The 11,855-nt window shown below is 67.8% G+C and carries 9 protein-coding genes; 6 read left to right on the forward strand and 3 right to left on the reverse strand.

Going from position 1 to position 11,855, the window contains the following annotated elements; genetic code table 11:
- Positions 1–11 precede the first annotated feature (11 nt).
- Positions 12–1,589, reverse strand: coding sequence for a malate synthase A (gene aceB / locus AB0I15_RS19890; protein WP_358097165.1), 1,578 nt, complete (start codon positions 1,587–1,589; stop codon positions 12–14).
- 155 nt (positions 1,590–1,744) lie between these two features.
- Here aceB and AB0I15_RS19895 point away from each other — a divergent pair, with 155 nt between their 5' ends.
- The 6 genes from AB0I15_RS19895 to AB0I15_RS19920 all read left to right on the forward strand — a co-directional run bounded on the left by AB0I15_RS19895 (position 1,745) and on the right by AB0I15_RS19920 (position 9,892).
- The gene (locus AB0I15_RS19895; protein WP_358097168.1) at positions 1,745–2,437 is read left to right on the forward strand and encodes a DUF4097 family beta strand repeat-containing protein; all 693 of its coding nucleotides are present in this window, start codon (positions 1,745–1,747) and stop codon (positions 2,435–2,437) included.
- Positions 2,438–2,524: 87 nt separating this feature from the next.
- Complete coding sequence (gene hflX / locus AB0I15_RS19900) at positions 2,525–3,937, forward strand: GTPase HflX (protein ID WP_358097171.1); 1,413 nt, start codon at positions 2,525–2,527, stop codon at positions 3,935–3,937.
- 454 nt (positions 3,938–4,391) lie between these two features.
- Positions 4,392–5,600, forward strand: a complete 1,209-nt coding sequence (gene hutI, locus AB0I15_RS19905; RefSeq protein ID WP_358097174.1) for an imidazolonepropionase — start codon at positions 4,392–4,394, stop codon at positions 5,598–5,600.
- A gap of 419 nt (positions 5,601–6,019) precedes the next feature.
- A complete protein-coding gene (locus AB0I15_RS19910) occupies positions 6,020–6,802 on the forward strand; it encodes a DegV family protein (protein ID WP_358097177.1) in 783 nt (260 codons plus the stop codon).
- Positions 6,803–8,028: 1,226 nt separating this feature from the next.
- The gene (locus tag AB0I15_RS19915; protein ID WP_358097180.1) at positions 8,029–8,478 is read left to right on the forward strand and encodes a ComEA family DNA-binding protein; all 450 of its coding nucleotides are present in this window, start codon (positions 8,029–8,031) and stop codon (positions 8,476–8,478) included.
- A complete protein-coding gene (locus AB0I15_RS19920) occupies positions 8,438–9,892 on the forward strand; it encodes a recombinase family protein (protein WP_358097183.1) in 1,455 nt (484 codons plus the stop codon). The genes AB0I15_RS19915 and AB0I15_RS19920 overlap by 41 nt, the downstream gene beginning before the upstream one ends.
- Positions 9,893–10,654: 762 nt before the next feature.
- On the opposite strand, the gene AB0I15_RS19925 is transcribed toward AB0I15_RS19920, so the two are convergent.
- Positions 10,655–11,059: a hypothetical protein gene (locus tag AB0I15_RS19925; protein WP_358097186.1), complete on the reverse strand. Its 405-nt coding sequence runs from the start codon at positions 11,057–11,059 to the stop codon at positions 10,655–10,657.
- A gap of 221 nt (positions 11,060–11,280) precedes the next feature.
- Positions 11,281–11,769, reverse strand: a complete 489-nt coding sequence (locus AB0I15_RS19930) for a hypothetical protein (protein WP_358097188.1) — start codon at positions 11,767–11,769, stop codon at positions 11,281–11,283.
- Positions 11,770–11,855 lie beyond the last annotated feature (86 nt).

Consider the following 11,855-nt stretch of genomic DNA (forward strand, 5'->3'; position numbering starts at 1 on the left):
TTCCCGATTATTTACGGCATCTGGGCGTATGCGGGAAGAGTCAGGAAGTCGGCGAAGTCATCGTCGAGCGCCACCTCCTTGAACAGCGCTGTCGCCTGGGTGAACAATTCCTTGTCGTAGCCGGGCTCCTCGGAGATCTTGGCCAGCTCCTCGGTGATGATCCGCTCGACGAGCTCCTTCGTCACCTGCGCGCCCGTGTCGGCGAGCGTGATGTCGTTGTGGATCCACTGCCAGATCTGCGAGCGCGAGATCTCGGCGGTGGCGGCGTCCTCCATGAGGTTGTGGATGGCCACCGCGCCCAGCCCGCCCATCCAGGCGGCCAGGTAGCGCAGCGCCACGTCCACGTTGTTGCGCAGCCCCGTCTCGGTGATGTCGCCCGGCGTCTCGGAGACGGCCAGCAGCTCGGCGGCCGACACGCTGACGTCCGGGCGCAGCCGGTCGAGCTGGTTGGGCCGCGAGCCGAGCACGCCGTCGAACACCTCGCGGCAGATCGGCACCAGGTCCGGGTGCGCCACCCACGACCCGTCGAACCCGTCGCCCGACTCGCGCGTCTTGTCCGCCCGCACCTTCTCCAGCGCCACCGCGTTCACCTCGGGGTCACGGCGCGAGGGGATGAACGCCGCCATCCCGCCGATCGCGTGCGCGCCGCGCTTGTGACAGGTGCGCACCAGCAACTCGGTGTACGCGCGCATGAACGGCGCCGTCATCGTCACCGCGTTCCGCTCGGGCAGCAGGAACTCCCGGCCCCGGGTGCGGAACTTCTTGATGACGCTGAACAGGTAGTCCCAGCGGCCCGCGTTGAGCCCCGCCGAGTGCTCGCGCAGCTCGTAGAGGATCTCCTCCATCTCGAACGCGGCCGGGTAGGTCTCGATGAGCACGGTCGCGCGGATCGTGCCGTGGGGGACGCCGAGCAGCTCCTGGGCCTTGGCGAACACGTCGTTCCAGAGCCGGGCCTCGAGGTGGGACTCGATCTTGGGCAGGTAGAAGTACGGGCCCTTGCCCTTGTCGATCTGCCGCTGGGCGCAGTGGAAGAAGTAGAGGCCGAAGTCGAACAGCGACCCCGCCACCGGCCGGCCGTCGACCTGGGCGTGCTTCTCGTCCAGGTGCCAGCCGCGCGGGCGGACCACGACAGTGGCGAGCTCGGCGTCGGGCTTGAGCGCGTACGTCTTGCCGCCGGTCTCGAAGTCGATCGTGCGGTCGAGGGCGTCGCGCAGGTTGAGGTGGCCGCTCACGCAGTTGTCCCAGAGCGGGGAGTTGGCGTCCTCGAAGTCGGCCAGCCACACCTTGGCGCCGGAGTTGAGCGCGTTGATGGTCATCTTCTTGTCGACCGGCCCGGTGATCTCGACCCGGCGGTCCTCCAGGCCGGGCGCCGGGGGCGCGACCTGCCAGTCGCCCTCCCTGATCTCCTTGGTCTCGGGCAGGAAGTCGAGCATGCCGCCGGCCGACAGCTCCTGCTGCCGCGCCTGGCGGGCCTCGAGCAGCTCCAGTCGTCTGGCGCCGAACTCCCGCTGGAGAGCCGCCACGAAGGCGAGCGCCTCCGGCGTGAGGATCTCGTCGAACCGGTCGTGCATCGGGCCGGTGATCTCCATGGGTCCTCTTTCCGCGATGTGGAAAATGAGTTCTGGATTGTGGAAGCGAAGGTACCCTTCCAGCGGTTCCGGGGTCAAAGGCTGGGGTTACCCCGGAGGGTCTTCGGGGGCATCCCTGATGTGGGCGCGGGCGTGGAGCGGAAGGATCTGTCGGTATGAAGACGATTGCGATCGCGGGTGGTCTGCTGGCCTCCGCCGTACTGTTGTCCGGATGCGGACTCGCGAGCATCGCCGGCCCGAGCAGCGAGGACACCGCGTCCTACGAGGTGACCGACAAGGTCACCAAGCTCCTGGTCAAGAGCCAGGCCGGCGAGGCCGTGATCACCGAGACCGGCGGCAGTGCCGTACGCGTCGTCGAGACCCTGCGCTGGCGCGGTGACGAGAAGCCCACGCCGGAGCACTCGGTCGAGGGTGGTGTCCTGCTCGTCACCTATGACTGCGCCTCGAGCTGGGGGAGCTGCAGTGTCGACTACAAGATCGAGATCCCGAAGGGGCTGTCGGTGGACCTGGACAGCGGCTCGGGCAACATCACGCTCCGCGGGCTGACCGGGCAGATCGACGCCACCGTGGGCTCCGGCGACCTCGACGCCAGCGGGCTGGCCGGCAAGGAGGTGTACGCCGAGGCGGGGTCGGGCAACATCGAGCTCACGTACACGACGGCTCCCGCCAGCGCCCAGTTGAAGGCTGGTTCGGGGGATATAGAGCTTAATGTCCCTGATGGGGCTTATAACGTCGTTACTGATGTGGGATCCGGTGACGCGAATGTTTCGGTCAAGTCCGACGGCTCCTCGCCGAACAAGATCTCGCTGACCGCGGGCTCGGGCGACATCACGTTGGCGTACGGCTGATAACCAGGTGATTGCGCCTGGGATGTCATGCCACCATCGTGGGAAGACACCGAGGTGTCCAGACGTTCCCTAATAGAGATGACACGAATGCACGAATACACCGCGCTCGACGAGTTCGAGACCGGCGACATGGACCTTGAGGAGCGCCAGGCGCTGCGGCGCGTGGCGGGCCTCTCCACCGAACTCCAGGATGTCTCCGAGGTCGAGTACCGGCAGCTGCGGCTCGAGCGGGTCGTCCTCGTCGGCGTCTGGACCTCCGGCACGGTCGACGATGCCGAAAACTCCCTCCTCGAGCTCAAGCTCCTGGCCGAGACCGCGGGATCCGAGGTGCTCGACGGGCTGATCCAGCGCCGTCAGAAGCCCGACCCCGCGACCTACATCGGCTCGGGCAAGGCTCTGGAACTGCGCGACGTGGTCGAGTCCACCGGCGCCGACACCGTGATCTGCGACGGCGAGCTGACCCCAGGTCAGCTCCGCCAGCTCGAGGAGACGGTCAAGGTCAAGGTCATCGACCGCACCGCGCTGATCCTCGACATCTTCGCCCAGCACGCCAAGAGCCGTGAGGGCAAGGCCCAGGTCGAGCTGGCACAGCTCTCCTACCTGCTGCCCCGCCTGCGCGGCTGGGGTGGCAACCTGTCCCGGCAGGTCGGCGGCCGCGCCGCGGGCGGCGTCGGCATCGGCGGCCGCGGCCCCGGTGAGACCAAGATCGAGCTGGACCGGCGGCGCATCCGCGAGCGGATGTCCAAGCTGCGCCGGCAGATCAGCGGCATGTCCACCTCGCGCGACACCATGCGCTACCAGCGCCAGCGGCGCGAGGTCCCGGCCGTGGCCATCGCGGGCTACACCAACGCCGGCAAGTCCTCGCTGCTCAACCGCATCACCGGCGCGGGCGTGCTGGTGGAGGACGCGCTGTTCGCCACCCTCGACCCGACCGTGCGCAGGGCGCGCACGGCGGAGGGCAGGCTGTTCACGATCGCCGACACCGTCGGCTTCGTCCGGCACCTGCCGCACCAGCTCGTCGAGGCGTTCCGCTCCACGCTGGAGGAGGTCGCCGACGCCGACCTGATCCTGCACGTGGTCGACGGCTCGCACCCCGACCCCGAGGGGCAGCTCGCGGCGGTCCGCGAGGTGCTGTCCGACATCGAGGGCGCCGACGGGGTGGCCGAGATCGTCGTGATCAACAAGGCCGACGCGGCCGACCAGGAGGTGCTCGACCGGATCGCCAGGCGCGAACGCGACAGCATCGTGGTCTCGGCGCGCACGGGCAAGGGCATCCCCGAGCTGCTGGCGCTCATCGAGGAGCGGCTGCCGCGGCTGGATCACGAGGTCCACCTGCTGGTGCCCTATGACAGGGGCGACCTGATCTCCCGGGCCCACAAGGAGGGCGAGGTGCTCTCGGTGGAGCACGTGGAGGACGGAACGATTCTGCACGCCCGCGTACTGCCCAGCCTGTCGCAGGAGCTGCTGCGGGTGGGCAAGCCGGTCGAACGCGTATCCTGACGACCGTTCGTACGTACCGGTAGCGACCGGTATGGTTGGGCAGCTCTCGCCGCAAACGCGGCCAGAGCTGCCCAAAAGCGGCAGTGGTCCCCGAACCCTGGGATTGCTAGGATTGGCCAGACCTAACGTTGGTCTGGTTTTGGGTTTCGGATGATGGCTGCAGGTGTTCAAGTCGTCAGCGGGGGCCGTGGGGACAAGGCGGGGCTGGGTGACGGTTGGGATGAATGGTCTTTCTTCCGAATAACCCTGTACAGCGGCCCGGCATGTGAAATAACGTAACTGAACTGAAATCGCCGGATCATGGGTCCGGCGATACGGTCACCGCACCACTTGATGCGGATGAGAGCAGGAGACCCCCCATGTCGTCCGGACCCGGAGCGGACTCAATGGGCGCGGCACAGGCCGTGCGCTGTGCTCTGCGCACGTGCGGGGGGTCATGCGGGGTGGTGATGCGGTGACCGTTCGACTCCTTACCAACATCGGCAGACTCTGGACCGGCAACGAGGTCCTCAGCAACGCCGCCATCCTCGTGCACAACGACCGCATCGCGTGGGTCGGGCGCGCGCCCGACCTTCCGCAGAGCGTGCCCGGAGTCGTCGACGACATCGTCGACGTCGACCACGTGGAAAACCTGGGCGGCGCCCTGGTCACGCCCGGTCTCATCGACGCCCACACGCACCCGGTCTACGCCGGCAACCGCTACGCGGAGCTGGCCATCCGCACCGGGGGCTCCACCTCCGCCTCGATCACCGCGGCGGGCGGCGGCGTGGGCTCGACCGTCACCGTGACCCGCGGCACCGACCCGTGGACCCTGTGCAACGGCGTGCGCGAGCGGCTGCGCGGCTGGCTGCTCAGCGGCACCACCACGGTCGAGGCCAAGACCGGCTACCACCTCACCCGCGACGGCGAGCTCGCCGACGTGCGGCTCCTGCGCGAGCTGGAGAAGGAGCCGATGATGCCGCGGGTGCACGTCACGTTCCTGGCCGCGCACGTGGTGCCGCCCGAATACTTCGGCAGGCAGCGCGAATACGTCGAGGCCGTGGGCGCCTGGTGCGCCGACGCGGCCGCGGCGGGCGCCGACAGCGTCGACGTCTACTGCGACGAGGGCCACTTCACGACCGAGGAATCCCGCTGGGTCCTCGCCTCGGGCCGCAACGTCGGCCTGCTGCCGCGCATCCACGCCGGCATCTTCAGCCGCCGCGGCGCCGTCCAACTGGCCGCCGAACTCGGCTGCGCCTCGGCCGACGGCCTGCACCAGATGTCCGACGAGGACATCGCCATCATGTCGCGCTACGGCGTCCCGGCGGTCGTCTGCCCGGCCACCGCCCTGCAGCGCGGCCACCTGCCGCCCGTCCGCCAGATGATCAAGCACGGCGTCCAGATCGCCCTCGGCAGCGACCACAACCCCGGCTACTGCGGCATCACCTCGATGTCCCTGGTGATCGCCATGGCGGTGTCGGCGTTCGGGATGAGCGTCAACGACGCGCTCCGGGCCGCCACCCTGGGCGGCGCCACCGTCCTCGGCGCCCCCGACCGTGGGGTGCTGGCTCCTGGGCGGCTGGCGGACATCGTGCAATGGGACGCCGACCACGAGGGCGCCTTCGCGTGGTCCTTCGGCCTCAAGCCACGGCGGGTGTGGCGGGGTGGGACGCCGGTCCAGTAGTTAGCCTTTCGGTCATGCCGCCCTTGGTTGCCGTTGTCACGGATTCGACTGCTTATCTGGGTTCTGTGCCTGGGGTCGTGGTGGTGCCCGTACAGGTGGTGGTGTACGGGGGTGGGGGGCGTACCTCGGGGCTTGACGACACGTCCGTGGGGCGCCGGCCGTCGTCGGGCCGGGGGGCTTCCTTAGGAGGGGCTTCGTTCGGCTTGGACCCTGTGGCGGGCTTCTCGGGGCTGGGTGCTTCGGCGGGTGACGCTTTGGGCGGTGAGGGTCCTTCGCTGGGGGAGGGGTCGTCGGGGACGGGCTCTTCGACGGAGGGGCCGTCGGCCGGCGGAGGTTCTCCAAGGGGCGGTGCTTCGTACGACGGGGGTTCGTCTTCTCCGGACGGTGCTTCGTCCGGTCGTGCTTCTTCTTCGGAGGGGGTGTCGTCCGGCGGGGCTTCTTCGCCCGGTGGGGCTTCTCCTGGTGAGAGCCCCATCCTCGGGGGCGCGTCCTTCGACGAAGGTTCCTACACCGGAGACCTCAGCTCCGCCACCACCTCACGCCCCTCACCCGCCAGCTTCGCCTCCTGCTACGCCGCCCTGGCCGCCGCCGGAGCCACGGGCATCGTCTCGATCCACCTGTCGGGCGAGCTCTCCGGAACCATCGAGTCCGCCCGAGCGGCGGCCGGAGACGCCGCCGTACCGGTGGAGGTGATCGACAGCCGCTCGATCGCGATGGGCCTCGGCTACCCGGTCCTGGCCGCCGCCAGAGCCGCCGCCCGCGGCGCGTCCCTGGAGGCGGTGACGTCGGCCGCCCGCCGCAGCATAGAGACCACACGCACGTTCTTCTACGTGGACACCCTCGACTACCTGCGCCGCAGCGGCCGCATAGGCACGGCGGCCTCCCTCGTCGGCTCGGCCCTCATGATCAAGCCCTTGCTGCACATCGTGGACGGCCGCATCTCCCTCCTGGAGAAGGTCCGCACGGCATCCCGCGCCATCGCCCGCCTGGAGGACCTGGCGGTCCGGGCGGCGGGGGAGGGGCCGGTGGAGGTGGCGGTACAGCACCTTGGAGCAAGGGACCGCGCCGAGGCCCTGGCGGAGCGACTGTCGAAGCGGGTGACGGGGCTGGTGGAACTCCGGGTGGTGGAGGTCGGAGCGGTGATCGGCGCCCACGTGGGCCCAGGCATGCTCGGCCTGACCGTCACACCCTCTGACCCGTAACAACCCCGGCCCCTCCAGCGTCCGCTTCTTACGCGTTCACCCCTTCCGGCGTCTGAGTCCAACTCTCCGGGACCCAGCACCCGGGACCAAATGCCCGGAGCCCAGCGCCTCGGACCAAGTGCCTGGGGTCCAACGCCCGGGGTCGAGTGCCGAGGGCCATGGGCCTAGGGTTCAGCGCTCAGGACCGAGTGCCTGAGGTCCAGTGCATGAGGTCCAGTGCCCGGGATCGAATCCCCCGGACCCAGCGCCCCGGACTCAGCGCCCCGGGATCCAGCGCCCGGGATCCAGCGCCCGGGATCCAGCGCCCGGAACTCAGAGCAGCTTTGACCACCGCGTGGTGCTTGTCTATGCCAACCGCACCCGCCCTGGCTGACAGCAGTCCTGGAACCCAGAGCCCCTGCCTCAGCCCTTCAAGCCTTCGAGACCTCAAGCCCTCCGAAACAAGAATGCCCGAACCGTCCTGGTCGCCGCAGAACCTACGGCTCCCAGACCACCCCGCTGAGGGCACGGTCGCCTCAGACGTACCGACCTGCAGGTCCGCCCCTACAGAACCTCGTCATCCACAACCGAGCCTCCGACCCCGCCACTATCCACAGAATCCGGCTCGGGTCAGCCGCCGTAACGCCCACGGCCGTACCGTCGCTGGCGTGCGAACCCCCGACCCAACGGCAGAGCGCGTCATAGCCGAATCCCGGCTACGGTCGATCACCGCCCCTGCCCGCCGCCCCCGCCGTCTCCTCGGCCGCCCTGCCTGGGGCACAGGCGAACAATCCACCGAAACCCGTCGGGGGAAAGCCCACACCGCTCAAACCGAACTTAGGAAGAAGCCCGACCAGGACACCTATGGCACCGCCACACACAGGAGAGACACCCCCACAAGGAGCCCCAACAGCAACGACCCCAACGGCAATGACCTCATCGAGTCCACGCCCGCGCCCGACCGACCCCACCCCAATCTCACCACCCCCCAACACCCACCAGAATCACTTCCCCTGCCTAAGAGCGCCCGCACACCCCCTTCCTTCCAGGCATTCCGCAGAGCCCTCACCGCACAGAGCCCTGCCCTAGACCCCGGTAAGCCCGGCCTGCGCGTCCTACTCGCCGTAGGCGCCCTCGCAGCAGCGGTGGCAGTCTTCTTCGTCTGGCGATCGCAGCCCTCACCACAACCCCTCCCGCCACCACCCACCCCCATCGCCCCCGGAACCCCGTCCCGCACCGCCACCAAGGTGACCGTCCACGTCGCCGGCAAGATTCGCAACCCAGGCGTCTACCTCCTCCCTTCAGGCGCCAGGGTCACCGACGCGGTGACGGCTGCGGGCGGCGTCTCGCGTGGCGCCTCCATCGGCGTACTCAACCTGGCCAGACGCTTGATCGACGGCGAGCAGATCGTCGTAGGCGCCACCACCGCCCCTGCGGCCCCCGGCTCGCCTCTCCTGGACCCGGCCACTGCCATGCTCGACCTGAACTCCGCGACACCCGACCAACTGGAACAACTCCCAGGAGTGGGCGAGGTCCTCGCAGCCCGCATCGCCGAGTTCCGAAACACCCATGGCGGCTTCACCTCCATTGAGCAGCTTCGCGAAGTGAGCGGAATCGGTCCTCCGAAGCTGACAAAGAAGATTAAGCTGTCGTCTCATGAAGCCCTTACGCGCCATCCTTCTGCTGCGCATCAGTGAGGACAAAAGCGGCGAAGCCGCCGGCGTCACCCGGCAAGCCGAAGATGGACGCCGGCTCGCCGAACGCCTCGGCTGGATGATCGGCCCCGAAGAGACTCACGTGATCATCGAGAACGACACGAGCGCCTTCAAGCGCCGCAAGATCCGTCTCCCCGACGGCGCGATCGCTTTGCGGACAGTGCGGCCGGGTTTCCGCCGCGGCCTCGACATGCTGGCCGACGGCAACGCTGACGGGCTGCTCGCCTACGACCTCGACCGGGTAGCCCGCGACCCCCGCGACCTCGAAGACCTGATCGACGTCGTGGAGTCCAAGTACCACCGCATCCCCGTCGAGTCGGTGTCCGGATCGTTGCGCCTGGCCAACGACGCCGACGTGACCATGGCTCGTGTCATGGTGGCGGTCGCCAACAAGAGCTCGCGTGACACCGCCCGCCGGGTCGCACGCAAACACGAGGAGTTGGCCGTGTCGGGTCGTCCGGGAGGCGGAGGGATCCGAGCCTTCGGCTACGAAAGCGACGGCTCCACACTCCGCCAGAGCGAAGCCGAAATCGTCACGTGGATGGCCCAGCAGATCATGGACGGCGCAGGGCTCAACACCATCGCGAACGAACTCAACGAGCGCGGCGTGTCGCCCGTGCAAGCCGAACGATGGAACTCCAGGTCCGTGTGGTCCATTCTCACCGGCCCGCGCGTCGCAGGTCTGCGCCGGTTCCGCGGCGCCGTGGTGGGCGAGGCGACATGGCCGGCGATCCTGGACCGCGAAACCTGGGAGGCCGTGAAAGCGAAAATCTCCGACCGCGCCACCGGCCACCGCAACCAGCTCACCGGGTGGCTGACCGGAAGCCTGTGGTGCTCGCTGTGCGGCTTCCCCTTGGCCCGAGCCGCTGCCACTCAGCGGGTGGGTCCGCGGTACTGGTGCCCCACCCCACGCGGAGGTTGCGGGAAGATCGCCATCACCGCGCTGGCCGCCGAAGACCTGATCGGTCAACGCGTGGTCGAGTACCTCGCCGACGGCGACATCCTTCAAGCCGGCGTCCTGGCCGCAGTGACGGAAGGATCGTCGGACCAGGTTCGGGGCCAGCTTGCGGAGGACGAAGCCCAACTGAAAGAACTGGCCCGCATGTGGGCCACACGCCGCATCACCCTCGCGGAGTACACCGAGGCCCGCGGCATCATCGAGGACCGGATCAAGAACGCCCGCCTCTTCACCTTGGGGTCGGTGCCGCGCGTGCTGCGGCGGCTCCTTGAGGGTGATGTCGCAGAGGGATGGGACGACCTCACCCCCAAGGAGCGGCGCGACGTGGTGTTCGCGCTCTTGCCGAACGGGTTCGATGTGCTGCCTCACCCGAAGGACAAGCCGCGGCGCTTCGACCCTGACCGAGTGGTGCCTCGTTCTACCCCACGCACACCTTGAGCAGTGGATCAAGCTCAACTCCCAGCAGGCAGCCGTCCTTCGGCGTGGACGTGGCAGGCGGCTCCGGGGCGCCCGACGGCGAGTCTTCCTCGACCGGTTCTGCACTGGCCGCCCCCGTTGTCGTGGCCTCCGGCGAGCGCAGAGGTGTGGGGACCGGCTCCTCTATCGCAGCGCCCGCCGACGGTTCCGGACCGGGCGAGTTCGACCTTGTCGACTTGGCCTTCGGCGTCGGCTCCCGCGTTCGGCTTGGTCCAGGCTCAGGTCGCGGTTCCGGCCGGCGACCGCCCTCAATCGTGGGCGGCCTGGTCGTGACTGCTGCTCGCGCAGGCGCACTCGTTCGAGGTGTGCGTGGCACCCGTCCCCCTGTGGGCGAGGTGGTAACCGATCGGCTTGACGTGGGGGAGAAGGCGCTGGCGACGATGGTTCTGTCGGGCGCCGCCTCCGGGGACGGGCCGTCGTCCCTGCCCAGGGGCAATGTGATGGCGGTTGCGATCAATCCCACGCTTGCGGCTGTCGTTGTTAATGCCGCCCCTGGGTGATTTCGGGTGACATTCTTGATCGGCTCCCAGGCGTATAACGCGATCGGCAACAGTACGAGTGAGCCGAGGTTGCGTTTGTGGGAGCGGACCGCACTGACGATCGCGGTGGATCGTTCCTTTCCCTTGAGCGTCTCATCCACCTCGACGATCAGTTCGCCGTCGTCGTCCTCGTAGGCGACGGCGGGTATCACGGCATCCTTAACCTCGATGATGCGTGGCCATTTCATGCCCCGGCCTCCCCGTAACGCTGCCGAAGCTGGCGCCACAACCGGGCGGCGGCGGCGGGATCGTCTCTCCCTTGTGGCGGAACCATGAAGGTTCGCGGGATGCCGCCGACGTCCAGGCGGACGGGCTGGAGGGTGGTGCCGTGACATCTGAGCGCGTTGGCGAGCTTGTCCGGTACGGGGCAGTCCTCGCTGCCGTAGAGCTGGCTCGTCAAGTCGGCGATCGTGTCGTGTGCTAATGCTAGATCGTCGAGTACTTCCTGGAAGCGCCGCTGGATGAAGTCGGCGTCTTGAAATGATGTTGGGCCGAGCTGCTTTCCCGTCGATAGTCGATCCTGTATGACCGCTAGGACGTGTTCGATCAATTGACGTTCCGAGGCCCCTTTGGTGGTCTTTCTGATCACGATCATCCTTCGACGTAAAAGCGGCACCCCAATGGATGCCGCACTTCCCCCTCGCCCCGAGTGTTCCTCAGGTAATTGGACGCCTCAGTTCCGTTAGCGTCTACAGGGCGTTAACGGTCGTGACCGTATCGTGACGTCTAGTGCCCTGGCATGCCCTGGTGTAGCAGGGTTCGAACATAAAAAGTCCCGGCATGCAAGGCCATCCCGGGACATTGTCCGTTCTAGCCGCCCGTGCGCCGCCGGAACTCTCGGATCTCGGCTTGGGGGCGGTTGCGCTCTGGTGCTTCCTGCGCCCGGCGCATTGCTTGCAGGTGATAGATGAGTTGGCGCCGCTCCGTGTCGCTGAGGGCGGGAGTCTCCCATAGGTGCTGCTCGGCGTCGTCTTCATAGACGCGTTCTGGTTCAGGAAGAGTGGCGGGGGGCTGTGAGCGATCGGCATTAAGGATGGGCTCGCTCGGATCTAGGTCGCCGCCTTGGAGGACCTGGTCGAGGTTGCCGGCCTTAAGCCGGTATGCCTGCTCGATGGCTCGCTTGGTTGTGTCGGAGAAGTTGGTTCGTCGAGCGCTCTCGATGTCGTAAAGGACTCGGTAGTCGAGGCCGACCTCCGCCGCGAAGGTCCTGCGGTTTCGGTATCTGACGTCGAGTTCAACGCGTCGCCCCAAGAGCAGCTCGCCGAGGCGAGTCCACGCCTTGTGCGTATGCGTATCCACTTCTGACACCTCTCGTCAGGGGGGTGCTTTGTTGAGCGTGGCGGACTCAGTAGGACTAGTCAACTCTGCAACGTTAACCCATGTCA

It is taken from the genome of Nonomuraea sp. NPDC050643 (assembly GCF_040654715.1).
Taxonomy (GTDB): domain Bacteria; phylum Actinomycetota; class Actinomycetes; order Streptosporangiales; family Streptosporangiaceae; genus Nonomuraea.

Excerpts from the sequence above, each read along its gene's own strand:
- AB0I15_RS19920 (WP_358097183.1), top strand. The coding sequence starts at position 8,438 with ATGAAGCCCTTACGCGCCATCCTTCTGCTGCGCATCAGTGAGGACAAA.
- AB0I15_RS19895 (WP_358097168.1), top strand. The coding sequence starts at position 1,745 with ATGAAGACGATTGCGATCGCGGGTGGTCTGCTGGCCTCCGCCGTACTG.
- hflX (WP_358097171.1), top strand. The coding sequence starts at position 2,525 with ATGCACGAATACACCGCGCTCGACGAGTTCGAGACCGGCGACATGGAC.
- aceB (WP_358097165.1), bottom strand. The coding sequence starts at position 1,589 with ATGGAGATCACCGGCCCGATGCACGACCGGTTCGACGAGATCCTCACG.